24 protein-coding genes and 2 tRNA genes are annotated in these 26,475 nt (G+C 39.7%); 15 read left to right on the forward strand and 11 right to left on the reverse strand.

What is annotated here, in order from left to right:
- Positions 1-100: 100 nt before the first annotated feature.
- From B9T24_RS07915 to B9T24_RS07925, 3 genes are all read right to left on the reverse strand, one after another.
- Positions 101-346, reverse strand: a complete 246-nt coding sequence (locus B9T24_RS07915; protein ID WP_086165280.1) for a hypothetical protein — start codon at positions 344-346, stop codon at positions 101-103.
- A 68-nt stretch (positions 347-414) separates the two neighbouring features.
- On the reverse strand, positions 415-1,476 hold the full coding sequence (locus tag B9T24_RS07920) for a DNA/RNA non-specific endonuclease (protein ID WP_086165406.1): 1,062 nt from the start codon (positions 1,474-1,476) through the stop codon (positions 415-417).
- Positions 1,477-1,551: 75 nt separating this feature from the next.
- Positions 1,552-2,697, reverse strand: a complete 1,146-nt coding sequence (locus B9T24_RS07925; protein WP_086165281.1) for a DNA/RNA non-specific endonuclease — start codon at positions 2,695-2,697, stop codon at positions 1,552-1,554.
- Positions 2,698-2,951: 254 nt separating this feature from the next.
- On the opposite strand from B9T24_RS07925, the gene B9T24_RS07930 reads away from it, so the two are divergent.
- The gene (locus B9T24_RS07930) at positions 2,952-3,644 is read left to right on the forward strand and encodes a hypothetical protein (RefSeq protein ID WP_086165282.1); all 693 of its coding nucleotides are present in this window, start codon (positions 2,952-2,954) and stop codon (positions 3,642-3,644) included.
- A gap of 80 nt (positions 3,645-3,724) precedes the next feature.
- On the opposite strand, the gene B9T24_RS07935 is transcribed toward B9T24_RS07930, so the two are convergent.
- A complete protein-coding gene (locus tag B9T24_RS07935) occupies positions 3,725-5,605 on the reverse strand; it encodes a potassium transporter Kup (protein ID WP_086165283.1) in 1,881 nt (626 codons plus the stop codon).
- A gap of 122 nt (positions 5,606-5,727) precedes the next feature.
- Here B9T24_RS07935 and B9T24_RS07940 point away from each other — a divergent pair.
- From B9T24_RS07940 to B9T24_RS07965, 6 genes are all read left to right on the forward strand, one after another.
- Positions 5,728-5,817, forward strand: a tRNA-Ser gene (locus B9T24_RS07940).
- A 179-nt stretch (positions 5,818-5,996) separates the two neighbouring features.
- The gene (locus B9T24_RS07945) at positions 5,997-6,701 is read left to right on the forward strand and encodes an integrase arm-type DNA-binding domain-containing protein (RefSeq protein WP_213032947.1); all 705 of its coding nucleotides are present in this window, start codon (positions 5,997-5,999) and stop codon (positions 6,699-6,701) included.
- 379 nt (positions 6,702-7,080) lie between these two features.
- Positions 7,081-8,190 carry a protein adenylyltransferase Fic gene (gene fic / locus B9T24_RS07950; protein WP_086165407.1) on the forward strand — a complete coding sequence of 370 codons (1,110 nt, stop codon included), beginning with the start codon at positions 7,081-7,083 and terminating at the stop codon, positions 8,188-8,190.
- A 539-nt stretch (positions 8,191-8,729) separates the two neighbouring features.
- Entirely contained in the window at positions 8,730-9,788 is a 1,059-nt protein-coding gene (locus B9T24_RS07955; protein WP_416224353.1) for an asparaginase, read from the forward strand.
- A gap of 267 nt (positions 9,789-10,055) precedes the next feature.
- Positions 10,056-10,289: a hypothetical protein gene (locus tag B9T24_RS07960; RefSeq protein ID WP_004650715.1), complete on the forward strand. Its 234-nt coding sequence runs from the start codon at positions 10,056-10,058 to the stop codon at positions 10,287-10,289.
- A gap of 120 nt (positions 10,290-10,409) precedes the next feature.
- A tRNA-Thr gene (locus tag B9T24_RS07965) sits at positions 10,410-10,485 on the forward strand.
- A 97-nt stretch (positions 10,486-10,582) separates the two neighbouring features.
- Here the strand turns inward: B9T24_RS07965 and B9T24_RS07970 are convergent.
- The 3 genes from B9T24_RS07970 to B9T24_RS07980 form a co-directional block, all read right to left on the reverse strand.
- Entirely contained in the window at positions 10,583-11,410 is an 828-nt protein-coding gene (locus B9T24_RS07970; protein WP_086165285.1) for an SAM-dependent methyltransferase, read from the reverse strand.
- Between the two features lie 5 nt (positions 11,411-11,415).
- Positions 11,416-12,720, reverse strand: coding sequence for an FAD-dependent oxidoreductase (locus tag B9T24_RS07975; protein ID WP_143223739.1), 1,305 nt, complete (start codon positions 12,718-12,720; stop codon positions 11,416-11,418).
- A 426-nt stretch (positions 12,721-13,146) separates the two neighbouring features.
- Entirely contained in the window at positions 13,147-14,034 is an 888-nt protein-coding gene (locus tag B9T24_RS07980; protein ID WP_086165287.1) for a pirin family protein, read from the reverse strand.
- Between the two features lie 291 nt (positions 14,035-14,325).
- On the opposite strand from B9T24_RS07980, the gene ycaC reads away from it, so the two are divergent.
- Both ycaC and B9T24_RS07990 read left to right on the forward strand, forming a co-directional pair.
- On the forward strand, positions 14,326-14,952 hold the full coding sequence (ycaC, locus tag B9T24_RS07985) for an isochorismate family cysteine hydrolase YcaC (protein WP_086165288.1): 627 nt from the start codon (positions 14,326-14,328) through the stop codon (positions 14,950-14,952).
- 123 nt (positions 14,953-15,075) lie between these two features.
- Positions 15,076-15,999, forward strand: a complete 924-nt coding sequence (locus tag B9T24_RS07990) for a LysR substrate-binding domain-containing protein (protein WP_086165289.1) — start codon at positions 15,076-15,078, stop codon at positions 15,997-15,999.
- A 73-nt stretch (positions 16,000-16,072) separates the two neighbouring features.
- Here B9T24_RS07990 and ahpC read toward each other — a convergent pair whose 3' ends face one another.
- Positions 16,073-16,636: an alkyl hydroperoxide reductase subunit C gene (gene ahpC, locus B9T24_RS07995; protein WP_086165290.1), complete on the reverse strand. Its 564-nt coding sequence runs from the start codon at positions 16,634-16,636 to the stop codon at positions 16,073-16,075.
- A 220-nt stretch (positions 16,637-16,856) separates the two neighbouring features.
- On the opposite strand from ahpC, the gene B9T24_RS08000 reads away from it, so the two are divergent.
- From B9T24_RS08000 to B9T24_RS08020, 5 genes are all read left to right on the forward strand, one after another.
- Positions 16,857-17,192, forward strand: coding sequence for a hypothetical protein (locus B9T24_RS08000; RefSeq protein WP_086165291.1), 336 nt, complete (start codon positions 16,857-16,859; stop codon positions 17,190-17,192).
- Between the two features lie 243 nt (positions 17,193-17,435).
- Positions 17,436-17,606 carry a hypothetical protein gene (locus B9T24_RS17365; protein ID WP_265733459.1) on the forward strand — a complete coding sequence of 57 codons (171 nt, stop codon included), beginning with the start codon at positions 17,436-17,438 and terminating at the stop codon, positions 17,604-17,606.
- 132 nt (positions 17,607-17,738) lie between these two features.
- Positions 17,739-18,230, forward strand: coding sequence for a hypothetical protein (locus tag B9T24_RS08010; RefSeq protein WP_086165292.1), 492 nt, complete (start codon positions 17,739-17,741; stop codon positions 18,228-18,230).
- A gap of 77 nt (positions 18,231-18,307) precedes the next feature.
- A complete protein-coding gene (locus tag B9T24_RS08015; RefSeq protein WP_086165293.1) occupies positions 18,308-20,419 on the forward strand; it encodes a TonB-dependent receptor in 2,112 nt (703 codons plus the stop codon).
- A gap of 3 nt (positions 20,420-20,422) precedes the next feature.
- On the forward strand, positions 20,423-21,886 hold the full coding sequence (locus B9T24_RS08020) for a PepSY domain-containing protein (RefSeq protein ID WP_086165294.1): 1,464 nt from the start codon (positions 20,423-20,425) through the stop codon (positions 21,884-21,886).
- Positions 21,887-22,232: 346 nt separating this feature from the next.
- On the opposite strand, the gene ssb is transcribed toward B9T24_RS08020, so the two are convergent.
- The 3 genes from ssb to B9T24_RS08035 form a co-directional block, all read right to left on the reverse strand.
- Positions 22,233-22,832, reverse strand: a complete 600-nt coding sequence (gene ssb, locus B9T24_RS08025) for a single-stranded DNA-binding protein (protein WP_086165295.1) — start codon at positions 22,830-22,832, stop codon at positions 22,233-22,235.
- A gap of 51 nt (positions 22,833-22,883) precedes the next feature.
- Complete coding sequence (locus B9T24_RS08030) at positions 22,884-24,248, reverse strand: MFS transporter (protein ID WP_086165296.1); 1,365 nt, start codon at positions 24,246-24,248, stop codon at positions 22,884-22,886.
- A 148-nt stretch (positions 24,249-24,396) separates the two neighbouring features.
- Positions 24,397-25,482, reverse strand: a complete 1,086-nt coding sequence (locus B9T24_RS08035) for a DUF475 domain-containing protein (RefSeq protein ID WP_086165297.1) — start codon at positions 25,480-25,482, stop codon at positions 24,397-24,399.
- Between the two features lie 235 nt (positions 25,483-25,717).
- Here B9T24_RS08035 and tenA point away from each other — a divergent pair, with 235 nt between their 5' ends.
- Positions 25,718-26,389 (forward strand): thiaminase II, encoded by a 672-nt coding sequence (gene tenA / locus B9T24_RS08040; protein ID WP_086165298.1) that lies wholly within the window; start codon positions 25,718-25,720, stop codon positions 26,387-26,389.
- Positions 26,390-26,475: the final 86 nt, after the last annotated feature.

Raw genomic sequence — 26,475 nt, forward strand, 5'->3', positions numbered from 1 at the left:
GACTAAGAAATGTTTCATTTTCGATCAACAAAAAGGTTCGATTTAATGCTTTATAGGTACTTTTTTATGTTCCACATGGAACACTGTAAGCGCTAAAATTTTATAAAAATGGATTTTCAATTTCCTGTTCATCTTGACGATCAATTTTTTCAGGCAAATTTTGTTCATTTTCTAAAGCACTTACCACATCATTTAAAAAGGCTTGTAAAACTTTAGCCGCCTGTAAACCTTCCTGATCTTTGGTGATCTGCAAATTACCATAAATACTGACACAATCTTCTTGGTTTTCCAGCGTTAAGTCATGAATCGCATGTGACGCTGTCGCATTTTCAAAAGGTTTAAACATGGTCTGCTCACTGAACTTTATTGTTTTTAAAAACTAGGATGACTCACATCATCCTAGCGAAAAATAGCTTACTTCAACAACTGTAAAATGTATTGTAATAATGCTTCAATCAATTGTTTTACAATGGTATCTTGGGTATTGGTATCGACCGTCGGTGCTTCATTCTGACTTGCATGGGTTTGGGTCGTATTCGAAGTAGCAGCCACAGATGAAGATTTAAACTCTTTTTGTACCGCAGTCAGTTGATCAGGGCTGACATCTTCCGCACATTGGCTTTCTGCATCCCAATGTGAATACGCAATTTTTTGAGTGGCTTTCACTGCTGTTGCTTTCAATGGCAAATTATAAGTATTGCGTTTTTGTTCTTCGGTCAGTTGTGGGAACAAATTTATGCCCAATTGTTCTTCCAAATAACAAACACTGACGACTTTAACCTGTTGTGAATTGTCGTTAGGTGCATAGTAGGCACCAATTGCACCCGTTTTAGGAATATAAACTGCTTTAAAAACTGCGGTTGGAACAATAACGCCCTTGCCAATAGTTTTTAATTTTCTTGCTGCAAAAACAGGCCCTGTAACCACATAAACATCATATTTATGTTTAGTGACCATCGCACGGGTGGCTTCCTCTAATTCACGCCAAACCTGTCTGTTATTTTTCGGTGCTTGCGGCACCATATTGGCTAAGGAAAAACTGTCACTTTGCGCAGCTTTAGTGGGCATATCAGCATTCGGTGCCATATTCCCACGGTCATAACCTGAAGCTTTGTAGTCCGACAAGGTGGCACGATGCTCTGCTTTTACTTTGGCTTCTTCATGAAAACTATCTTCACGTAGAATTTTTTGACTTAAGTGCTGCGGCGTCAATGCTTCAGCGACCCATAATGGCGTTTTAGAAACACCCGAATACATCACATTAAAACTATTAAAACACAGCGGATAACTATTTTTATTCAGACTCTCACGAACTAAATAAGGTGGTACATCACGATAAAATTGATCTAGGCAGGCTGAATTAGATGACGCTACTGTAGACACAAATTGCTGATTTTTTTCTTGTCTAAATACAAAAATAAAACTACCCACAATAACTAAGCCTAAAACAACTTTTATCCTAAAGCTATTTATCAATCCTTTTTTTTCTTTATGTTCATTCGCTAACAATTAATTAAACCTCAATAAAATAATCTATCTCAACATCTTTTCTCACTTTGAACTTGAATTACCAATCAACTGTAAAATGTATTGCAATAAAGCTTCAATCAGTTGTTTTACAATGGCATCTTGGGTATTTGTATCGACCGTCGGTGCCTCATTCTGGTCTGCATTGGTTTGGGTGGTCATATTCGAGGTAGCAGCTACAGATGAAGATTTAAAATTTTTCTGTACCTCGGTCAGTTTATCGGAGCTGACATCTTCCGCACATTGGCTTTCGGCATCCCAATGTGAATACGCAATTTTTTGAGTGGCTTTCACTGCTGTTGCTTTCAATGGCAAATTATAAGTATTACGTTTTTGGTCTTCGGTCAACTGCGGAAAAATGTTAATACCGGCCATTTCTTCTAAAGCACAAATACTGATGATATGTATTTTTGGCGAAGTCTCTTTTAAAACATTGTCTGCATAATACACCCCTGCTACACCTGTTTTAGGCATATAAATGGCTTTATAGGTTGCTGTCGGAACAAATACATTATTATTACCAATGACTTTTATTTTGTTCTTTTTATTTGCAAATGGGAATACTGGTCCCGTAACTACATAAACATCTTGCTTTTGCTTGGTAACTACAGCTCGTGTAGCTTCTTCTAATTCACGCCAAACCTGTTGATTATTTTTCGGTGCTTGCGGCACCATATTGGCTAAGGAAAAACTGTCACTTTGCGCAGCTTTGGTGGGCATATCGGCATTTGGCGCCATATGCCCACGGTCATAACCTGAGGCTTTATAGTCCGACAAGGTGGCACGGTGCTCTGCTCTGACTTTGGTTTCTTCATGAAAACTGTCTTCACGCGGAATTTTTTGACTTAAGCGCTGCGGCGTTAATGCTTCAGCAACCCATAACGGTGTTTTAGAAACACCCGAATACATCACGTTAAAACCATTAAAACACAAGGGATAGGTATTTTTATTGAGGCTTTCTTTGGCTAAATAAGGTGGAATATCGCGATAAAACTGATCTAAACAAGCCGAATTTGAGGATGATGGCAGCGAAACAAACTGTTGGATTTTTTCTTGTCCAAAAGCAATTGCAAAACTACTGGTTGCAACTAAACCTAAAATAATTTTTAAACTATTTTGATTTAAAAGTTGAACCCAAGACTTACTCGTTTTACGTTTCTTAATTGCCATTTTTAGATAAACACTCATTTTTCACGAGCTTAACAAGCAAGCAAATTGAAGTATATGTAGCCAAAGTTGTTTGTTTAACAATTAAACAATATCTGACCAACAAAAGCACAGTTGTTGTAACAATATGTCTAATTTTCTACAGCTTTTATAAAGACTCTTAATGGCTTTCGGTATGTTTGATTGAAAAACCGATCAAGATTATGACAAGGTAAAACAAGCAAGATTTCAAAATGATTCTATCTAGGGAGTATTTTATGCACGCTAAGCTTTTAGGTCTAAGCCTGATTACAGGATTGATGAGTGCAACAGCATTTGCAGAACCTGCTATTCAAGCAGGTGATTCTTTAGAAAGTTTATCTAAAGTAAAAGTGAGCACCACAGTGAATGGTCAAGCAGGTTCAATTCAAGATTTAATCGCCAGTGGTCAAATTCGTATTCTTGATGCCAACCAAGCCGCTCAAGTCGGCACTGAAGTAGAAATACAAAACCATTCAGCTGTAAATGCAACCACAGCACAAACTGCGGACATAAATACCCCAGCACAAATGGGCTCACCTGCTGCTGTAGAGCAAGCCAATGCTCCTGCGATTGAGCAAACGGCTCAAATTGCAGCTGACAAGGTCGAAGCAATGCAACCCCATGCTGAATTAGCTGCACAACAAACAGAACAAGCTTTAAATCAAAAAACGGCTGCACCGATGATTTCATCTTCTGCCGACACGCCAGTCAATGCGGCAGATCGCCCACAAGTTGATGTCACCCAAGAAGCTGTTGCTGCTGCACCTGTAAATGCTGCTGAAACAATGATGACTCATGAAGCCATCGCTGCTGCACCTGAAATCGCCCAACCCAATGATGCCGTACAAGCTGCACCAGAAGCAGATCTTAGCGATGCACCAGTCAATGCATCTCCAGAAGCACCCATTGCAGAAATAACAGAGAACTAATCACTCTGTATTGAGCTTTATCCTCCAATAAAAAAACCAAGGATTGACCTTGGTTTTTTTATCTATTATTCAGTTCATGACTAAATTTCGATTTGACTGCCCAGCTCGACCACACGATTCGGTGGAATTTGATAAAAATCACTGACTGGACTGGTATTTCGTTGCATCGAAATAAACAGTTTTTCCCGCCATGGAGACATTCCATCTCCAACCGTGTGAATCAATCGATCACGAGAAATAAAGAAGCTGATTTGCATCATGTCAAATTCAAGCCCTAATTGTGCATAAGCTTGCTGAAGCGCTTGTGGAATATTCGGTTGATCTTTAAAACCATAATACATCGAGACCCGATAAAAATGCTCATCCAGTTTTTCAACTTGAATGCGCTCCTCTGCGGCAACATAAGGAATATCGCGAGTCACCACAGTCACCATCATATTCAGTTCATGCAGCACTTTATTGTGCTTAATATTATGCAACATGGCATGCGGCACAATATTGGGTGTCCCCGTCAGAAATACGGCTACACCGGGAACAAATTGTGTTTCAGCACTCATGCCAATACTTTTGATAAACAGATCAATCGGTAAAGCATCTTTTTCTAGACGTGCAAAGACAATTTCTCGTCCCATTTTCCATGTCATCAGAATGCTATAAACTACTGCACCAATTAAAATAGGCACCCAGCCACCCGCAATAATTTTTAACGATGTAGAGGCAACAAAGATCAAATCAATGAACAAGAATGGGATCGTAAAGAGCAGAACCTTCCACACGGGCCAACGCCAAAAACCATAGGCGAGGAACGAAATTAAAATCGTCCCACACAGCATGGTCATGGTCACGGCAACCCCATAAGCACTGGCTAAATTGGCACTATTTTCAAACAATAAAATCAGGATCACCACGGAAATAAACAGCACCCAATTAATGAACGGCAAATAAATTTGACCTTGTTCAACATCCGAGGTGTGATGCACGGTTAAACGGGGTAAATAGCGTAGTTGAATGGCCTGATTGGTCATTGAAAACACACCCGTAATGACTGCCTGAGAGGCAATGACTGCGGCAGCTGTCGCCAAGCCAATCATTGGATATAAACCCCAATCCGGAACCAGCATATAAAATGGATTCGAAATCGCCTCTGGGTTACGTAGTAATAATGCCCCCTGTCCTGCATAGTTAAACAGTAGACACGGTAAAACAATAATGAACCAAGCAAGGCGAATAGGTAAACGACCAAAATGCCCCATATCGGCATACAAAGCTTCACCACCTGTCATGGTTAAAATGACAGCCCCCATGGTCAGAAAAGCAACGTAGGGTTGATGAACAATAAAATTAAAGGCCCAATGTGGACTAACCATCGTCAATACAAATGGGGTTTGAATAATACTCCACACGCCCACTGCGCCAATAGAAAGAAACCAAGTCATGGTTAATGGGCCAAAAAATTTACCCATGGTGGCTGTACCATGCCGCTGTACTAAAAATAATCCTGCCAAAATACCAATCGCTAAAGGCATGAGCCATTGGTTAAACATCGGTGTAGCAATACTTAAGCCTTCAATTGCAGAGAGAATAGAAATTGCTGGCGTGATAATGCCATCACCAAAGAATAGCGATGCACCAATAAAGCCTAAAGCAATGAGATAAATTTTCCTGTTCTCAGCGATCCGAGTGGTTCGCAAATTCAATGCCAGCAAAGACATAATCCCGCCTTCACCATTATTGTCTGCACGCATGATGATGGTGACGTATTTAAAACTGATCGTCAGCATCATGCACCAAAAAATCAGCGACAGAATTCCAAGAACTGTCGCTTCAGTAATAGCGAGATGTGCGGTGAGGAAGCATTGCCGCAGGGCATACAATGGACTGGTTCCAATGTCTCCAAATACAACACCTAGTGCTGCTAAGGTAATTGCAGGCAATGCCGCTTTTTTTGCGGTATTTTGCATATATGCGTCTTCTAATGTAGACAGAATTTTTCCGAATAATATCACCGAGAAATTTTTTTTGCTCTAAATCAATTGTTTCAACTTGGCAGAGTCCATTTTTTTGGTTATTATCGCGGCCGAATGGTGAGGTGTCCGAGTGGCTTAAGGAGCACGCCTGGAAAGTGTGTATACGTTTGCGCGTATCGAGGGTTCGAATCCCTCTCTCACCGCCATATTGCAAAGAACTGCACTCCAAAGCAGCAACGAAAGGCTTAAATCTAAAGGGTTTAGGCCTTTTTTGTTGTCTATGGCAATGAAGTGCAATACGCTGCAATCGTTGGTATAGTGTTGGTATAATTGTTGGTATCGTTTTCAATACCAGCATTTGATACCAACAAATTAGGGGAAACCCATGCTAACCGACTCAAAGATAAAGCGTTTAAAACCACCCTTAAATGCAAAAAAACCTGATAAATACAGTGATGGGAACGGACTACAGCTACACGTTTTCCCTAATGGGCGTATGACATGGATATATGCGTACCGTTTTAGCGGTAAACAGAAAAATATTACTCTAGGCTCTTATGAGTTCATGTCATTGGCACAAGCACGAATGAAACACTTAGAAGCTAGAAAAGCCTTAGCCAATGGATTAGACCCAGCAGAACAGAAGAAAGAACAAAAAATAGAAATAGATGAAAGTAGCCTCTTTAAAACACTTGCCCTTGAATGGCTGGACAGTAGAAAGGCGGTAATCAAAGAGCCGACGTATTTAAGGGATTTATCCGTATTTGAAAAAGACCTATTCCCATACATTGGTAATCTGCCAATTGATCAAATCAAAGGTAAAGACGTTTTAGAGTGTGCCCAGCGTATTGAAGATCGAGGCGCACAGGAAATGGCTAAGCGTTCTATTCCTTTGGCTGGTCGTGTATTTAGGTACTCAATCCGAAAAGGTTTAATAGAAAATGATCCTACCCCACATTTACAAGAAGCCTTACCTGAACCATCAATTGATGGAGTAGGTAGGCATTTCAAATGCGACCCTTTCCTACATGTGAGATATGCGCAAACTTGCTCACATTTAAAACGCGACCAAATTAATTCGGCATTTTAAATATGCTGTTTTGGTGCGTACCAATGCGTACCGACTTAGAATAAATGCACGGCGATAAAACACAACAAACCGATATATAGCTTAGTGATAATCAAGAAAGAAAATGCGCGGGCGCATTATGCAGACCAAGATACATCCAAATTTGGATATACCCCCAACTGATAGGAAGCCTCATTTAAATACCCTCATGTTTATATTTTCTCATTTCATCGACATGGCACTATAAACATGTTTATAGCATCGACACATCAACAACCTCATGTCGATTTTTTCTTGTTTTATCGACATGACACTATAAATATGTTTATGCTATCGACATGACAATAATCTCATGTCGATTTTTATAGGTTTTATCGACATAACAATAAAGGTTAAGACGATGACAGCATGGCAAGCCTCAAGCCCATACAATGAATTACCTACCCTGCCACCTATTCAAGATGTAGAAACCAAAAAGGTTTTAAAACTCTGTATTGAGGCAAGAGCTGCATTGGCGGAATTAAAGCAGGCTGGCGAGCTAATACCCAATCAAACCATATTAATTAACATCATCCCTTTACTGGAAGCAAAAGACAGTTCAGAGATTGAGAATATTGTCACCACAACAGATAAGCTATTCCAACATGCCCAAGGCAGTGAAAATCAAGCAGACCATGCAACTAAAGAAGCTTTAAGATATCGAACAGCTTTGTATAAGGGTGTGCAATCCATCAAAGAACGTCCATTGAGCACCAGTACAGCCATAGAGATATGTCAAACCATCAAAGGTGTTGATTTAGATATTAGGGCAACAACAGGAACAGCACTAAAGAACAGCTATACAAATGAAGTCATCTACACCCCACCAGTCGGTCAAGATGCTATCCGTAATCTATTATCGAATTTAGACCACTTCCTACACTACAACGATGAACTAGATCCATTAATTAAAATGGCAATCGCTCATTATCAATTTGAAGCCATACACCCGTTTATTGATGGTAATGGGCGTACAGGACGTATTTTAAATATTCTGTATTTAATGGATTGCCAGCTACTTACTTTGCCAATTCTGTACCTAAGCCGCTTTATTATTATGAATAAAGCCAAATACTATGAATTACTCTTAAGTGTAACTATCCAAGAAAATTGGCAGGAATGGATTTTATTCATCTTGCAGGCAGTTAAAAATACAAGCGAGTGGACAATAGCCAAAATCAACAGCATTAGGCAATTACACGAACATACCATTGAGTACGTTAAATCCGATGCCCCAAAAATCTATTCAAGGGAATTAGTCGATATTATTTTTGAACAGCCATACAGCCGAATATCGAACTTAGTAGATCGTGATATAGCAAAACGTCAATCAGCATCTACATACCTTAAAAAATTGGTTGAAATTGGTGTACTGGAAGAAATAAATATAGGTAAAGAGAAACTCTTTTTACATCCAAAACTATTACAGCTATTAACCAGTGATAATAATTCATTTACAATTTACAGGTAAAAATAAGGGGTACTTTTGTTTTTTGTTGGTATAGACCAATTTATTGATCTACATAATTATTAATATTCAATAGCTTATACCAATTAGTTTATTCCCTCTCTCCCACCAAATTGCAAAGAACTGCACTCCAAAGCAGTAACGAAAGGCTTAATTCTAAAGGGTTTAGGCCTTTTTTGTTGTCTATGGCAACGACATTCCATGTATTGCGATCGGGCTATATATGGGAAAAACCCATGCGACCCATTAGAATTCAGAGATGCTTTAGCCTTTTATTAATCTCCTCTCTTAAAAACATCTATGTCACATCTTTGGCAAAATTAGCCTTCACACCCTCAACATGGCGATTTTATCAGCAAAGAAATCATTCGGTATCTTTGTCTCCCAGCTCATTCAGCAAATCTAAAAATGATTGGTCTTATATTTCTGATGATGAAATCCATATTTCCAATTTGGTATAGGCAAAACTCATTTCTTTAGATTAGGTTATAAGTGGTACAAAAAATGCTTGGATTGTACTGAACTTTTTATAAGGAAAAATGATGAAAAAGACACTTACGGCACTCACTTTAAGCCTCGGTTTATTATTACCCTTTTCAGTTTTTGCTAAAAATAATGTCGTCGTGGTTGCCACAGGTGGCACAATTGCAGGTGCAGGAGCCAGCTCCACCAACAGTGCAACATATACTGCGGCCAAAGTGCCTGTTGATGATTTGCTTAAGGCCGTTCCTCAAATTCAGAACCTTGCCAATGTCACGGGTGTACAAGCACTTCAAATTGCATCCGAAAGCATGACCGACAAAGAGCTGTTAACCATTGCACGAAAAGTCAATGAATTGGTGAAAAAGCCAGATGTACATGGCGTTGTGATCACACACGGTACGGACACCTTAGAAGAAACAGCTTACTTTTTAAACTTAACCGTTCATACCGACAAACCCATTGTGGTCGTAGGTTCAATGCGTCCACCTTCAGCATTGTCTGCGGATGGCCCTTTAAATTTGTATAGTGCTGTTGCCCTTGCGGCCAACGACAATGCAAAAGGCAAAGGTGTTTTTGTGCTCATGAATGATGATATTTTTGCAGCACGAGATGTCACCAAAACCATTAATATTCACACCAATGGCTTTGCGAGTCAGTGGGGTGCGTTGGGTACACTGGTCGAGGGTAAAGCTTATTGGTTTAGAAATATCGCGAAACGCTTTAATAACAGCTCTGAATTTAATATTGAAAATATTCAGGGCGATACTTTGCCTTTGGTTCAAATTGTATATGGTTCTGGCAATATGATTCCCGATGCCTATACGGCCTATGCAAAAGCAGGAGCGAAAGCCATTATTCATGCAGGTACGGGCAATGGATCCGTTGCAAAGAATATTGTGCCCACTTTAAATGAGCTACAAAAACAAGGCGTGCAAATTATCCGTTCATCTCGTGTGCCACAAGGTTTTGTCTTAAGAAATGCAGAACAACCAGATGATCAATACAATTGGGTCGTGGCACATGATTTAAATCCACAAAAAGCAAAATTACTGGCTGCACTTGCCCTCACCAAAACCAAAGATGCAAAAGAAATTCAGCGCATGTTTTGGGAATATTAAGATTTAACTCAACTGAAGAAAGTATTTACCGATACTTTCTTCATTCATCATATTAAAAAAATTGCTCGGTTGATCGAAAATTAAAAAGAACTGTCCACCTCTTTTAAAATAAATTTAAGCACTGACTCAATCATGACAAGAGACAATAAAAACTTAAAAAATATCATAAAGCTGCAATATTTCCATGCTAACAATCATAGGACAGTAGTTTAAGTCGAATCATCGAAGCACATTGAATACATAGAAAACTGCTATTCGGGAGTAAATATGAATACCAGCAATAATTATGTCAAACAGATCAAGAATGCTAAACGTGGTGGTTACACCCCAACCATTGCAAAGGATATTAACAAACATAAAATTCAGAAAGCCATTCGACTGATTGATCAATGGAGAAAACTGGCCAACGAACTCAAACCACAAATGCAAATTGATATGGCTTTAACCCTAGAAGAATGTGCGCAAGACCTCGATCAAATTTTAAGGCGTAAATCTCTCTGATAAGATTAAAAAATTTTTGATTTAAGTTGATTTTTTAATGCTTAAAAATAGCTGTGCAATTCAATCGTTCATTTTTTGGCTTGCATTTTTAACCAAATTCGCTATTATTCATCCAACAACGCCGGCATAGCTCAGTTGGTAGAGCAACTGACTTGTAATCAGTAGGTCCACAGTTCGAATCCGTGTGCCGGCACCATGTTATACTTGGCCTCACTTTTAGTGGGGCTTTGTTGTTTTTGCACGTTTATTTTAAAAATTTAAATAGCATCTTAAAAATCTAAATCACATCATTATTATGGCGCGTTCTTTTTTGCACTAATTTGCACATATTGCACCAAACCATCAACATATAGCTTATGGCATAACTTTGCAGTCAGTTGAATTTTAACCGCATCTAATCCTAGATGAGATGATGGCGATTGTTGAATATAATGCGAAAACCCATGTAAGACCGCTTGAGATAAATCAACAACTGCAATCTCGCTAAAATCATAATGCTGCAAAGTTTGTTTCAAGACGGATTGCGTCATTAAATCATCCAAATTCACATCGGCAGATTTTAATAACCACTTATATTTTTGCTTTTGCAAGGTGGTTAAAGCCGACCACTTTTCAGACAAGATTAAAGAATGAAAACCCAGTCTGCCCTTTGCATTTAAAACCGCGCAGACCGATGCTAAAAATGAATTTAAATTTGAGTGATACGCAGCATCAATACAGAGCACTACGTCAAAAGCGACTTTGAATTGAATTTGTTTTAAATTTAAAAAAGATTGTTGGTGAATTGCCGCAAGTTGCGGAAGATGCTTTTGAATGTGAGTCACACAATGGGATTGTAATTCAACCGCTTCTATATATTGCAGCTGATATTGCTGTTGCCACAAAGCTAAACTTGCGCCCTGCCCACAGCCTAAATCGAGCAGTTTATCGGCTGAGCTTAAATGCACAGCTTGCGCCAATTGATGAGCCAGTTGGCGGCAAGCTTCTGGATAGGACGATGTTGCATCATCCCAATAGCCCAAATTGCTCCAAGCCAGCGCTGCATCATCTCCTAACTGTTTTGCATTAATCGCATATTTATGTTGGATAAAATGCTGACGAATTGCTTGAAGCCATTTCATGTATTTTAGTAGTAGTAACCAAGTTGTGGGGAAACCTCAACTTTAGGTTTTAATCCAACAAACGGCAAGGGTGCATTAAAAATTTCTGCAATATGCATGGCGGATGTCACGGCTGACTCTAAAATAGGTAAACCATCACAAGACCATGAACCACAATAAAATACTTTACGGTTTGCATCTTTATGACGAACCTGTAACTCTTTATTCAAAGCCACGGTTTGTGAATCGACCACAGCACGGGTTAAAGTCACGGTGGAAATGATTTTTTTAGGATCAATATCAATCACGGGTTGCCATGTTTGGAACACTGCTGTTTTACCGACTAAACTTGGTTCGACTGCATTCAACCACACTGTAAATTGCTGACGGGTAAATTTACGATCCATCATATAACTGAGTACTGCCCAATCTTTACGTTTTGGCGGCATCACTGTTTGGTCGGTATGAATCACCAATTTACCTTGTTCAAATTTAAATTTCTTTAACAGTGCAATGTCATCAGCAAATTGTTCAGTATTTAAGAAATCTTCAATTTTATTGGTCGGTGTTGCCACAATGACCCGATCAAAAATGTATTGTTCACCCAAAGCATTTTCAACCAGTACGCGACTATCTTGTTCTTTGACTTGGGTAATTGCAGAACCATTATGAATTTGAATCCCTGCAATCAATTTGTCCACCAATGCAGGCGTGCCACCTTGCATGCGCAATAAAGCATCACCATCGGTCAATTGACGTAAGAAAATCAATAAGGGTTTTGCTGGCCATTCGCCAATGGTTTTAGAACTACAGGTGCAAATGGTATACAGCACGGGCATGACCACGCCATGTAAAAACACCTCTTCTATATCATTGTTATTGATAAATTCAGCCAGCGTGATTTCTTGGTCTTTTGACTTGAAAAACTTAGCGATGGCCGTTTTAAGTTGCAACATCCCTTTGACTAAGCGCCAACCGTACTGTTGAATGCCTTTGCGATTGTTAATAATCGGAAAATTACCAATACGACTACGAGAGGTGGTTAACCATGTTTCAATACGATCTTCAAAAAGCCAACTACACGCCATATAAGTACGAACGGGAAAAGTTTCAATCCCTAAATAAGTCGCCAAACTTAAGGTATTTTTCCACAAATGCGGGTTCATGACGCGCAATGGCGCATCAATTAAGCCACCTTCAAATTCAGTACTATGGCTATCCATACCACGCCCAGGCAATGCTTCAAAAATCGTAATGCTATGCCCTGCATCTTTAAGAATTCTTGCGGTAGCTAGCCCAGCCATGCCACTACCAATAACGGCTATATCCAAAATTATTATCCGTCAGTTATATAAGATTACTGAAATTATGAACCAAGCAGGATTAAAAGGCGGTATTAAAATATTCCAGAATCTATCTTTTTAACAAAAGTCATCATGATGAATATCAGCCAGACATTCACCCTTATCAGCACAAAAAAATACACAATAAAAACAATTAAAATATTTAATATATATAGTTATTTTAATAAAAAACCTTTAAAACCATTAATATATATAAACCAATTTTATAACAATCGTTTTACACATTCTTAAAATACGATTATTATAGCCCGTCTGATCACTTGATCATGACAGCATCATTTTCATAGCAAATCATGATGCAAATAAAGTAAAAACAACAAAACTCATTTCGCAAAAAGCCCCTAAAAATTTAGGGGCTTCTTTATTTTTGCACCAAGAGCTTTAAAGCCCACATCAGCCTGCAACCACTATTTCACCAAACTGGCCACGATTAAAATCATTAAATGCTTGCATGATTTCATCTTTAGTATTCATGACAAAAGGACCATAGCCCTGAATAGGCTCATTTAAAGGTTGACCAGTCAACAGCAAAAATTTGCTATCTTGCAAAGCCTCAAGTTGAATATCGACTTCACCATCTTGGGCAAACAACACAATAGAACTGTCTTCAACCTTTTGCATGCCGTTTAGTAGCATTTCACCTGACAGCACGACAAGCAAAGTATTGTGATCAACAGGCACATGAATGTGATGTACATGCTCTGCTTTTAACTCACCATCCCACACATTCACTGGTGAAAAGGTTGCAGCAGGACCACGATATTCTCCCTGATCTACTTGATAGCGACCCGCGATGACTCGGATATGCCCTGCACCATTTTCAAGTTCAATCACAGGAATATCTTGTGCTTCAATGGCTTGATATTTAGGTGCGGTCATTTTATCTACTGCAGGTAAATTGACCCAAAGCTGTACCATTTCAAACAATCCACCGCTTTTAGCGAATTGCTCAGAATGAAATTCTTCATGCATTAAACCTGCACCCGCGGTCATCCACTGCACATCGCCCGTTTTAATCTGACCGCCACCACCACTGGAGTCTTTATGCGACACTTCGCCTTGATAGGCAATAGTGACTGTTTCAAAACCGCGATGTGGATGTGAACCTACGCCATGTTGTGCGGTGGTTGGATTAAAATGATACGGCGCAGCATAATCCAATAATAAGAATGGGCTAATCGCTTGACCTAAACGATCATAAGAAAATAGGTTTTTAACAGGGAAACCATCTCCGACCCAATGCATATTTTGATTACGATAAACGCCAATAATTTTTTTCATCTCAAACTCCTATCTCTAGGAAACAATATGAGTACATATTAGTCTTTTTAAATGCGTCAATATAGCTCAACACCAGCACACACCATCTCATTTTTAGGACAAAATAAGGACTCTCATTTTTAACCATGCTTATTTTTTAAGTTCAATCCAGTCAATTATCCCATAAACAATAAAATGAATCTCAAATCACTGGCTTTATCCACCTTCATTATCTCATTAATATAAATTCACCCCAGAACATCTAGAACAGAAGTTCGACTTCTCCATAACACTATTTACGAGGCACAAGAAATGGGCAAACCATACGTTCGTTTAGACAAAGATAATGCAGCTGTTTTGTTAGTCGACCACCAAACTGGATTACTGTCATTGGTTCGTGATATCGACCCCGACAAATTCAAAAATAATGTTTTAGCCCTTGCTGCAGCGGCGCAATATTTCAACCTTCCGACGATTTTAACCACCAGTTTTGAACAAGGTCCAAATGGTCCTTTAGTTCCAGAACTCAAAGAAATGTTTCCAGATGCACCTTATATTGCTCGTCCCGGTCAAATTAATGCGTGGGACAACGAAGACTTTGTAAAAGCAGTCAAAGCGACAGGCAAAAAACAATTGATTATTGCCGGTGTTGTCACAGAAGTCTGTGTCGCATTCCCTGCACTTTCAGCCTTGCAAGAAGACTTTGAGGTATTTGTGATTACCGATGCTTCAGGCACCTTTAACCATTTAACGCGTGATTCTGCATGGGATCGTATGTCAAATGCAGGTGCACAATTAATGACATGGTTTGGGATGGCATGTGAGTTACACCGTGACTGGCGGAATGACATTGAAGGTTTGGGTGCTTTATTTTCCAATCATATTCCTGATTATCGCAATCTCATCAACAGCTACAACCAACATTCATCGCAAAAATAAGCTTTGTCTGTTTTTCAAAGGCGATCTTCGGATCGCTTTTTGATTTTGTTATCTAGCACCCTCAATCCTGCGACTTTTTTCCGCTAGAATAATGACTTCCTTGCCCAGTTTTGAGCGTGATGTATGCATTCATTTGATGATTATTATTACTTTTTTCTGGTGGTGAAATACGCTGGATTTAGTGCCGCAAGTGAGGCAAGTAATATCACCAAATCAAAATTGAGCAGACGGATTTTAGACTTAGAAAGTCAATTTAATGTCAGTCTCATTCAGCGTTCAACACGCCATTTTAAAGTCACCCCTTTAGGGCAAGAATTTTATGAAGAATGTTGCAAAGTCATCGCCCAGATTGAATGTGCCAACAATGTATTACTGAAACAAAAAAGTGAGCCTCAGGGCTTAATCAAAATAAGCTGCCCTTCAGTCATGATGCATTTTCAAATCCGTACATTGCTCAATCAGTTTCTAAAAGATTATCCCAAAGTACAGATTGAACTTGAGCTGACCAGCCGCCGTGTTGACTTAATGCATGATGATATCGATTTAGCCATTCGGACCAATTTCCAAGCCAATGAAGATTCTAGCTTGATTGTACGTGATGTCATTAAAACCACCCATTGCTTGGTGGCAAGCCCTGAATTACTCAAAGGACGGCAAATCCAACATTTCACAGAATTACACGAATTTCCCAGTGTGGTTCTGGGTATGCAAAAATCACAATATTACTGGCATTTAAACAATCGTGAGCATGGTGAAGTAATTGATATTCCCCTCCAGCCACGGATTAAAAGCAATGATCTTGCTGGTGTGTATTATGCGGTATACGATGGATTTGGGATTGCCGATTTACCTTATTTGGCGGTTGAACAAGACATCAAGCAAGGCAAATTGATTCATGTCCTACCTGAGTGGTGCTCAAATTTAGGCACGGTGCAATTGGTCTATGCTTCTCGTAAAGGACAACGTTTGGTGATGGAAAAACTCATTGATTATTTAGTCGAAGGTTTAAGAAATTTAGCCAAAGATCATTTAGGTTACGCACTTTAAATGGATCAATGCAACACCTAAAAAATCCAGAAACAATGTTCTGGATTTTTTAGGTGAGTATTTTAACGTGAGCTTAAATTTTACCAATCAAGTCAATTGAAGGCGCAAGCGTTGCATCGCCTTCTTTCCATTTTGCTGGGCAAACTTCACCAGGGTGTGCATGAACATATTGCGCTGCTTTCACTTTACGAAGTAACTCTTGAGCATCACGACCAATACCCCCCGCATTAATTTCAACAATCTGAATTTTACCTTCAGGGTCAATCACAAAAGTACCACGGTCTGCTAAACCTTCAGACTCAATTAAAACTTCAAAGTTTTTTGCCAAAGTCCACGTTGGATCACCGATCATTGTATATTGAATTTTTTTAATTTCATCCGAGCTGTCATGCCAAGCTTTATGGGTAAAGTGAGTATCAGTCGATACTGAATAAATCTCTACACCCATTTTTTGGAATTCAGCATAGTTATCCGCCAAATCACCGAGTTCTGTTGGGCAAACAAAAGTGAAGTCGGCAGGATAGAAAAACACCACTGACCATTTGCCTTGCATTTCTTTTTCAGAGATTTCAACGAATTCACCATTTTTATAGGCTGTTGCATTGAATGGTTTGATTGCAGTATTGATTAAACTCATGAGATATTCCTCTAGCTTGTTTATAGGATTGCTTAGGTTGTGAAGCTAGAATACGAAATCTTTTTAAATTGGTAAAACCGTACTTTTTTATAAAAACAATCGAAAAAATAGATTAAATATTTCCATCACGATGCTTTTTATCATCGCAAAACTCAATTCAAATTTAAGTTGACCATTGCTCATTTGTTCTGTAGATTTTGTTTTTGAGCGGATAATCAAAATGGTATTTCAATCACTTCTTGAACAATTCCAAGCCCTCCCTTCTGGTACTGACAGCTTTAAACAACTCAAAAACCATTGCGAACAGCAAATCAAAACTGCTGACCTTGCGCTAGAACAAACCGCCCTGTTTCTGATTTATGGTTTTGCCAAAAATTATGTGTTGCTGTATGAAGATCAAGCAGTGACAGCTGATTTTTCCAATGCGGCCAAAACCCAGTTATTGACCTATATGCAACAATTGAATGCAGCCCTTGAAACGCAAGACAAAGCTCTCATTTTGGAGCGTTTAAATCAGGTGACTCAAGACTATATGCTCAGTTCTCGAGTATTCTAATTCAATTTATTCATCACGTATAACAGCAGCTACAGGTCATAAAAAACCCTTTGTTTTCACAAAGGGTTTAGATGCTGATCAAATACAAATCAAGCCACCTTTAAATAAAAATCAAGCATGGAGTATTTCTGAGATTCAATGCCATTGACGCCAACTCAAGCAGATAGCATTTCGATTGATGTTCCAAAATCACCAAGTGATTCATAAGCTGATTTCCAAGACTATCGATTGATTGCTAAATTGATGCACTGGGGTGCCGATGCCCATATCGGTATTTTATTTGGATGGATAAATCAGCTTGTTCTCATCATTTCCTCTCTTGTGTTATGTGTGATGATTCTTTATGCATGTTTTACTTGGTATAAAAAAACTGGCTTCAAACAGACAAGCAAACCGTTTTTTATGGCACGTTGAATATCCTGAACATACAAGCTAAACCTATTGTCAAGGACCTGAATCACGATTTAATTGTGGCAGATATGTTTTGTACTGTAATATTTTTTTAATTATACTGCTGCCACATTTCCACTGTGTCGTATCGCTGATATGAAGTCCAGTTTTCGTCAACATTTGCTAAAGTGGCGCGCATCTTTCGGTGCGATTACTTTGCTTTGTTTACTCTGGCATATCTTCTTACCAACGCTGGTACATACTGGCGTGGTACCTGCACTCTATGCAATGCCGACACATTGCCAAGTCACCAATATTCAAAATAGCTTGATGCTGTCTGAACCACATTCAAATGATCATCATGACATGCATCACCAACAGCATTTGCAACCGACTGAACATGATCAACTCAGTGATTATGCAAAAGAGGTTTTTGCACTCGCAAGCCAAATTATGAAGCATTGCCCTTTGTGTACCTATGGTGTTGATGCAGCTGCGATAGTGCCTTTTATTGCAATTATTTTTGTATTTTTATTGGCTTGGTTCACTCGTGTACGATGCTTATGCTATGCGTGGTCAGAAGATCTGCATATCCCACGTATCTTCTATATTTTCCCCATCAAACAAGCTCCCCCACTCGCTCTATAAATCGCAATTTTTATACATCGTATCCAGTGATGCACTGCGGTACAGCCTCGTTTATTGCTTTTTTTATAGAGTTGATTATGAATACTCAATTTCGTTTGTCAGTATTAACAGCTGCATGCCTATCAATAACCTACAGTACCCTTGTATTCGCCAACACCTCATCGCAAGATGAAGTCAAGACGCTCGCGACCATTGTGTTTACAGCAAGCCGTGAGGGTGAATCCATTAATAATACTCCTACTGCCATCAGCAAAATTAACAATAAAGACATTGAAGCTAAACATGCGACTTTTATTGGTCAACTGGTCAATCAAACCCCTGGTGTCTTGATGAATGACTTGGGCAACGAACAGCACATGATGTCGATTCGCCAACCGATTACCACCGCTGCGGTGTATCAATATTTAGAAGATGGAATTTCAATTCGTCCTGTCGGTGTGTTTAACCACAATGCCTTATATGAAGTAAATTTAGCTGGAATTGACAGCATTGAAATTTTGCGTGGTCCAGCCAGTAGTTTATATGGCAGCAATGCCATTGGCGGCACCATTAATTTTCTAACCAAAGCTCCAAGTTTAACGCCAACGGCGGATTTGGGCGTGAGTTCAAGCTCAGAAGGTTATCGCCGTTTAGAGGTCGGTGCATCGAATACGTTTGACACGGCATATGGAGAACATGGTCTAAGACTTTCTGCCTATGCGAGTGATCGTGGTGAAAGCTGGCAAGATCATGCTGAAAGCAATAAGCAAAGTGTGACTTTAAGACACGACTGGCGTATTTCAGATGCCACTCAAGTTAAAAACATTGCCAGTTATAACCATTTAAAAGCCGACATGACGGGCAGCTTAAATGCAAATGATTTCAGCAAGCGCCAAGGTTATAGTTATCAGACATTTACTTATCGTGAAGTCGATGCAACTCGCCTATCATCTCAATTAAATCATAGCTGGAATGAGCAACAAAAAAGTCAAATGACCGTGTATTATCGTGATAATACCACTGAGCAAAATCCAAGTTATAACATCCGCACCGACGTTGTTAGTGGCGTACCTACGGGCACATATAGTGGGCAAACCACCTATAACGCTTTTCAATCTTATGGTTTAAATGTGCAACATTCTGCCAATTTCGATCCAGTGAAATTCACCATAGGTGTTATGACAGAACATTCACCGAATCAAGCCAAAACCAATGATATTGAAGTCTTTCGTGATCCAAACACACTGGTTTATACAGGCTACAAACAACGTCAGTTATTACGTGATTTCAAAGTCGATGTAAATAACCAAGCACTCTATACACAAGCAAATTGGCAAGTTTTGCCCAACTTAAATTTAGTTGGCGGTGCACGCTATGACTGGATTAGCTATGATTTTGATAACCAACTCGTTCCGTCAAAAGTCACAGGTGCGCCAGATGAAAAACGCAATTTTCATAAAGCCAGCCCGCAACTTGGCTTGGTGTGGAATATTACCCCTGAGTTCGACTTGTATAGCAACTGGTCACAAGGTTTTGTGCCGCCAGAAGTAAGCGGTTTATATGGCGCAAACTTGGTTACACCAGACTTAAAAGAAGCCACCTTTAACAATATTGATGCAGGCTTACGTTTTAAATTATTTGATGATCGCATTGATGGCGAAATCACTTTGTACCGTTTGCAAGGTCAAGATGAAGTACTCAGCTATACCAAACCTGATAACACCCGAGAGCCTCGCAATGCAGGTCAAACCTTACATCAAGGCATCGAAATTGGCGGAACTTGGAAAATCAGCGACATTTATAATCAACGTTTGAAACTTTCAGGCAGTTTTGCCAAGCATGAATATGAAGATTTCAAACCATCAAGCGTGGCTGATTACAGCGGTAATACCATGCCAAGTTCGCCAAAAAGTTTTGGAACTGTTGAGTATCAAATTAAACCCATTCCTGAATTATTACTTTCTGCGGAAGGTGTATATGTCGGTTCTTATTGGATCAATGAAGCGAATACCGAAAAATATGACGGACACACCGTACTAAATTTACGTGCCAATTATCGTCAAAATGCTTATGAAATTTATGGGCAAATTTTAAATGTGGCAGATGCTCACTACGCAGAAAGTACGTCATTTAGTAATAATCAAGCGAGCTACACACCTGCTGCACCGCGTACTTATTTACTCGGTCTACGCTATCATTTTGGAGAATAATTTATGAATGCCAGCCAACTCAAAAAGCTGATGAAGTTTCATCGGGGTTTTGGAATGGTGCTCGGCATTCTCGTTTTAATGTGGTCGTTAACTGGTGTGTTGCATCCAATCATGAGTGCAACACAACCTCAACCCGAAAAACGAATGCCTCCATTTCAACAACTTCATTTAGAACATGCAATACCTGCCTCGCAAGTGTTGCAACAACATAACATTACGCAATTTTCGGCATTACAAGCCATTGAGCTGCACCCCAAGCTTGTGGCTTATCGAGTATTAAAGCCGAATCAAAATAGTGCTGAATATTATGATAGTCAAACAAGTCAATTAATTGAAAATGGCGAACAGAATGATGCAAAACGCTTAGCACTTTGGTATACAGGTTCAGCCAAAGAACAGATTGTTTCGGCTGAACTGATCACTGAATTTAGTGATGATTATCCGAGTGTTAATCGTTTATTGCCTGTTTGGCGTGTAAGTTTTGATAATGGCCTGAGAGCCTATATTGATCCATCACAATCAAGGCTCTCTACAATTTCAAATGATCAGAAAATGTGGATGGTAAGAATTTTCCGTTTAGGTCATACATGGACGTGGGGTGATCAAGCTTGGCTTGGGCAAACTATCATTATGCAAATTGCCTTAGTTGGCATATTGGCATTGGTGGTGATGGGTGTTGGATTATTTTTTAAAATTCATAATCGTAAAAATCATCGTTTACGCCAAAAACCGAGTCGCTTTTTACACCGCTATTTAGGGATTAGTTTAAGTGTATTCATTACATTGTGGCTAATCAGTGGTTTTTATCATGTTTGGCAAAAGAAACCTGATGTTAAAAATATTCAACCCATTTTTAATACTCAGGATTTGAGTTTAGAAGCATGGCAAACTGCGATTCAACAGCCATTACAACGATTAAACCTTGTCCCAATTGCACTGAATAACGCGCAAGCTCTTGCTGGTTGGATGGTTCAATTCGTAGGAACGCCTCAAATGCAAGGTAGTATGACGGCTGTTAAAGAACATGATCATCATAATCAGGCCAAAAGTGCAGCACCTACCATTGAACTGATAGATGCTAAAACTTCTGCAAGATTAGATATTCTTGAGCAAAGTAAACGATTGGCTGCAAATTATTTACACATTCCTGCCCATCAATTTACTCAAAGTTCATGGGTCACCAGTTTTAGTGGAGAATATGGATTTATCAATAAACGTTTGCCTGTTGTTAAAGTCGAAACGAGCTTAAACAATCAGCTCAGGCTTTATATCGAACCAAGTAGCGGTTTAATTGCCACACAAGTCACGCAGCAAGATGCTTTAGAAGGATTTAGTTTTGCTTACTTACATAAATGGACTTGGTTACCAATAGATAAAACACTTCGAGATATCCTACTCGCTACCCTTGCAGGTCTGATTGCCTTGATGGTTATTTTAGGTCTTTGCATGCAAACACAAAAACGCTAGTCCCTCTACGATTCTCTCTTAATCAAGTGAGAATCATCTTCCTTTGCTTATATCTTCTTATTTCGAATAATTTGCTATCAATTAATAATTATCCTGCTAAACATGAGGATATTTATGAATCTACTTCAACAGCACCTTAATTGCCAATTTAATATTGGCTTTTAGGATCGAAGCAAATAGTGATATTTTCACGATTAATTAACAATTTTATCTAACTAAAGCGTGTTTACGAAATCGCTGGCTATCCACTCTTTGTTCTATATCAATCTTTTTTTGTGCATAAAAAAAGAACCTGATATAAATCAAGTTCTTTCTTATCACTTAGTACAATATTTAAATATATGATCTAAAACGGAAGATCATCATCTAAATCAGCAGGTGCAGGCGCTGAAGGTGCAGATTGTGGTGCTTTAGGCTGGAAACCCGCTGGGTTATTGTTGGCATAACCACTTTGCTGGTTGTTATTAAAACCACCTTGATTATTGCCATAACCGCCTTGGTTATTATTATTGTTGTTATAACCCGAGTTCGCGCCACCTTGGTTATTGTTGAAACGCGGTTGATTATAACCCGCGTTATCACTACCAGAGCTTTGTTCACCTTGCTGACGATTACCACTGTCTAACATTTGCATTTGTTCACCACGAATTTCTGTGGTGTAGCGTTCTTGACCGCTTTGGTCTGTCCACTGACGCGTACGCAATGAACCTTCAATATAAACTTTAGAGCCTTTGCGTAGGTACTGCTGCGCAATTTCACCTAAGCGGTTATGTAACACAATACGGTGCCATTCCGTTTGTTCTTTGCGCTCACCAGTATTTTTATCCGTCCACGAATCGCTCGTTGCAATTGAGAACTGAGTAAGAGAACCACCATTTGGAAAAGTTTTGGTTTCAGGATCTTTGCCTAAAGTTCCGACTAAAATAACTTTATTAACACCACGCATCAGACGTATTCTTCCTATTTATTACTATGTTTTACTTTATAAGAGTTATGCTTAAATGGCTACCTCTTTACCTAACAAGTGCGTTAAATCTTGTCGTGCAGCATCATCTATTTGCTGTTTATCGACTTTAATATACGCAACCTGTTGGTCGGGCATGACCACGACTTCTTCAATACCACGAATTGCCAAAAGTTGAGAAGTCCATTCATCCGTTTGTTTGCTTTCAGGCAAACGAATCACTAACGATGACAAATAACGCGGCTGAACCAAGCCAAAACTAATCAATAACCAAACCACGGCAATCGCGGTCAAAATCCCCCAACCCATTGAGGTATTGTTCAAAATAAGCAGTTGCCCACCAATCATACCGCCAAAAAATGCACCTAGAAACTGGCTACTGGCATTCACGCCCATAGCGGTTGCTTTGGATTGAATGGGTGCAGATTTGGACAACCAAGAAGGCAATAATGCTTCCATGACATTAAAGGCTATAAAGAATAAAGCGAGTCCTAACAGTAAGATATATTTTGACTCAAAGCCAAAAATCAGCACCAATAAACCTAAAACAATTCCACCAATTGCGGTTAAGAAAATACCGCGCATTTTGCGATATTTCTCCGCCAAAATAATACTGGGAAAAGCAAAAAACAGACTGATCACCAGTAAAGGTAAATACACCAATCCATGACGCGAGAGTGGAATATCCGCAAATTCGATCAGTTGTGATGGCATGTAAATAAACATTGCGGTGAGCAATAAATGCAGCGCAAAGACTGAAATATGCAGACGGTTTAAATCACCCATTTTCAAGACTTGTTTTAGCTGCGTCATATAGCCTTGCTGATAATTCCGATGATGGCGCGTCACTTTAGGCACCAACAGCAACATTGAAATTGCGGCAATCCCCATAATTGTGGTCACCCAAAACAGTCCAGAAATGCCGACCAAACTGGTTAACCAAGGCCCCAGACTGAAGGCCACCATAAAGGATACCCCAATACTCATGCCCATAACGGCCATGGCTTTACTGCGTTGTTCCTCACGTGTGATATCGGCAAGCAATGCCATCACCACCGCAGAAACAGCACCACCACCCGCAATCGCACGGCCAATAATTACGCCATAAATGCTCTCAGACATTGCAGCAACGGCACCGCCAAGTGCAAACAATAATAAGCCTAAAACCACCAAAGGCTTACGGCTAAATCGGTCTGCCAGTAAGCTAAATGGAATTTGTAAAATGGCTTGGGTTAAACCATATACACCGACAGCTAAGCCAATCAGCGCAGGGGTTGCACCTTGATATGACTGCCCTGCCACGGAAAACACAGGAATAATCATGAACAAGCCCAGCATACGCAGTGCAAAAATACTGCTTAAGGCAAAGGTTGAACGGCGTTCTAAAGCATTCATCATATCAATAAGCTTGGTTTTATGAGTTTAATTTCGATCGACTATCCTACAACATTCATATTACAGATGCTGCTTTATTCCAAGATGAGCCACCATAAAAAAGGGCGCATTTTCATGCACCCTTATTGTAACCCTTTTTCTTAAACAACGATTAACCGATCCGTTCTTGACGCTTACGATATTGAATTGAGGCAAAGATTGCCCAAACAATAAATGCCACACCAATTAAACCTGTGACCACTTCAGGAATATGTACGCCTGTACCACTGGCCAGCATAATAAATGCCAAAGCACCAATCGCATAATGCGCACCATGTTCAAGGAACACGTAGGCATCTAAGGTGCCTTTTTCCACCAAATAAATGGTCATTGAACGCACGAACATCGCACCAATCGCGAGACCAAGCATGATGATCACCACGTCAGAGGTAATGGCAAATGCACCAATTACACCATCAAAACTAAAGGATGCATCTAAGACTTCAAGGTAAATAAAACCACCTATACCCGCTTTAATCACGCCTGTTGATGCACCACTGGCATCATGACTGACCGCATTGCCCTCTTCATCAATTTCAGGTTCACCGCCTAACAAATGACTCAGCACTTGCACGCCAATGTAAACCACAATGCCCCAAATACCCGCCATGGTCACCACTAAACGCGTCGCTTCACCCACATTTGCAGCCATGATCAATAAGCCAATCAATGCAAGGAAGACTGACATCGCAGGAACATTGGCTAGATTCGATAAACGTGCTTCAAGCCATCTAAACCAGTGGGTATCTTTTTCACTATCAAAGAAGAAATTCAGGAACACCAGCAATAAGAATGAGCCACCGAATGCTGCAATTTCAGCATGATGTGCCATCAATTTCTCTGAATAAAGCAGAGGCTCATTGATCGCCATTTTTACCACGTCCAGCATGCCCATGTCCGCAGTAACGGCAACAATCACAATCGGGAAAACTAAACGCATACCAAATACGGCAATCACAATACCAACGGTTAAAAAGATCATTTTCCAAAAATGATCCCAACCGCGGAGTACCGAGGCATTCACCACGGCATTATCAAAAGAAAGCGACACTTCCATCACTGCTAAAATGGCAGTAATGGTCAATGCCGTGAACATGGTCTTTAAACCTGCTTCTGGGCCATGGGTATAACCCCAATATGCAGAAATAGCCAGACACACGATCGTAAAAATGATTGAGAAACCAAAATGTTTCATCATGATAGATCGACCTATAGAGAAATATTGATATCAATTGAATTCGGTAAAACTTAACAACAGTGAGTGCTTAAGATTTTATAGGCACAATTATGACGACTTTTTCAGATTAAGCCAAAGTTCTTCGGATGATTTTTGGCAGACCCATGCACTATTTATTGTGTCTCGTATCCTCACGCAATAACTCTTGCTATAGTCCTCGTCATCTGTAAATTCTTCTTTTCATTAGGATGACGACATGAGCTTTTCTCAAGATCTATGGCAACGCAATTTAGCGTTATATCAAAAAATTTTAGCGTTGCCATTTAACCAAGAGCTTGCTCAAGGCACATTAAGCCAAGAGGTGTTTAGCCATTATGTGATTCAAGATGCGCATTATTTACTGGCTTATGGTCGTGCGCTGGCGGTTTGTGCGGCAAAAGCTTTTACAGCCGATGATGTGATGCAATTTTCTGAAGCAGCAAAGATTGCCATTGTGGTGGAACGCAGCCTACATGATAGCTTTATGCACGAGTTTGATATTTCTAAAGATCAATTTGAAAGCACGCCACTGACCTTGGCCTGCCATCATTACACCTCATTCTTAACTGCAACAGCATGGTCTGAAAGCTATCCTGTGGTGTTGGCTTCGTTGCTGCCATGTTTCTGGATTTATGCAGAAGTGGGTAAAGACATTGTGAACCATTCCATTGCCAATAACCCCTATCAAGCGTGGATCGACACCTATTCAGGCGAAGACTTCCATCAAGCAGTACGCAATGTGATTAACACCATTGATCAAGTCGCTGCACGTTGCGATGCCGATACCCTTGAAAAAATGCATCACGCTTATACCACGGCTGCCAAACTGGAATGGTTATTCTGGGATAGTGCTTATGATCAAAGACAATGGTTAGGTTTGGATGCTTAATTCGACTCTGCCTCAAAGCTAAATGCTTTGATGATCACTCCTCCCTCTTACGCCATCTATAGCGCAGACTTCGAGGGAGGATTTTC

This window comes from Acinetobacter sp. ANC 4654, from assembly GCF_002135425.1.
Classification (GTDB): Bacteria; Pseudomonadota; Gammaproteobacteria; order Pseudomonadales; family Moraxellaceae; genus Acinetobacter; species Acinetobacter kyonggiensis.

Excerpts from the sequence above, each read along its gene's own strand:
- fic (WP_086165407.1), top strand. The coding sequence starts at position 7,081 with ATGACAGCATGGCAAGCCTCAAGCCCATACAATGAATTACCTACCCTG.
- tenA (WP_086165298.1), top strand. The coding sequence starts at position 25,718 with ATGAGCTTTTCTCAAGATCTATGGCAACGCAATTTAGCGTTATATCAA.
- B9T24_RS08035 (WP_086165297.1), bottom strand. The coding sequence starts at position 25,482 with ATGATGAAACATTTTGGTTTCTCAATCATTTTTACGATCGTGTGTCTG.
- B9T24_RS07970 (WP_086165285.1), bottom strand. The coding sequence starts at position 11,410 with ATGAAATGGCTTCAAGCAATTCGTCAGCATTTTATCCAACATAAATAT.
- B9T24_RS08010 (WP_086165292.1), top strand. The coding sequence starts at position 17,739 with ATGAAGTCCAGTTTTCGTCAACATTTGCTAAAGTGGCGCGCATCTTTC.
- B9T24_RS07930 (WP_086165282.1), top strand. The coding sequence starts at position 2,952 with ATGCACGCTAAGCTTTTAGGTCTAAGCCTGATTACAGGATTGATGAGT.
- B9T24_RS07915 (WP_086165280.1), bottom strand. The coding sequence starts at position 346 with ATGTTTAAACCTTTTGAAAATGCGACAGCGTCACATGCGATTCATGAC.
- B9T24_RS07980 (WP_086165287.1), bottom strand. The coding sequence starts at position 14,034 with ATGAAAAAAATTATTGGCGTTTATCGTAATCAAAATATGCATTGGGTC.
- B9T24_RS08000 (WP_086165291.1), top strand. The coding sequence starts at position 16,857 with ATGGTATTTCAATCACTTCTTGAACAATTCCAAGCCCTCCCTTCTGGT.
- B9T24_RS07925 (WP_086165281.1), bottom strand. The coding sequence starts at position 2,697 with ATGGCAATTAAGAAACGTAAAACGAGTAAGTCTTGGGTTCAACTTTTA.
- B9T24_RS07960 (WP_004650715.1), top strand. The coding sequence starts at position 10,056 with ATGAATACCAGCAATAATTATGTCAAACAGATCAAGAATGCTAAACGT.
- ssb (WP_086165295.1), bottom strand. The coding sequence starts at position 22,832 with ATGCGTGGTGTTAATAAAGTTATTTTAGTCGGAACTTTAGGCAAAGAT.
- B9T24_RS08015 (WP_086165293.1), top strand. The coding sequence starts at position 18,308 with ATGAATACTCAATTTCGTTTGTCAGTATTAACAGCTGCATGCCTATCA.
- ahpC (WP_086165290.1), bottom strand. The coding sequence starts at position 16,636 with ATGAGTTTAATCAATACTGCAATCAAACCATTCAATGCAACAGCCTAT.
- B9T24_RS07990 (WP_086165289.1), top strand. The coding sequence starts at position 15,076 with ATGCATTCATTTGATGATTATTATTACTTTTTTCTGGTGGTGAAATAC.
- ycaC (WP_086165288.1), top strand. The coding sequence starts at position 14,326 with ATGGGCAAACCATACGTTCGTTTAGACAAAGATAATGCAGCTGTTTTG.
- B9T24_RS08030 (WP_086165296.1), bottom strand. The coding sequence starts at position 24,248 with ATGATGAATGCTTTAGAACGCCGTTCAACCTTTGCCTTAAGCAGTATT.
- B9T24_RS07935 (WP_086165283.1), bottom strand. The coding sequence starts at position 5,605 with ATGCAAAATACCGCAAAAAAAGCGGCATTGCCTGCAATTACCTTAGCA.
- B9T24_RS17365 (WP_265733459.1), top strand. The coding sequence starts at position 17,436 with ATGCACTGGGGTGCCGATGCCCATATCGGTATTTTATTTGGATGGATA.
- B9T24_RS07945 (WP_213032947.1), top strand. The coding sequence starts at position 5,997 with ATGCTAACCGACTCAAAGATAAAGCGTTTAAAACCACCCTTAAATGCA.
- B9T24_RS08020 (WP_086165294.1), top strand. The coding sequence starts at position 20,423 with ATGAATGCCAGCCAACTCAAAAAGCTGATGAAGTTTCATCGGGGTTTT.
- B9T24_RS07955 (WP_416224353.1), top strand. The coding sequence starts at position 8,730 with ATGAAAAAGACACTTACGGCACTCACTTTAAGCCTCGGTTTATTATTA.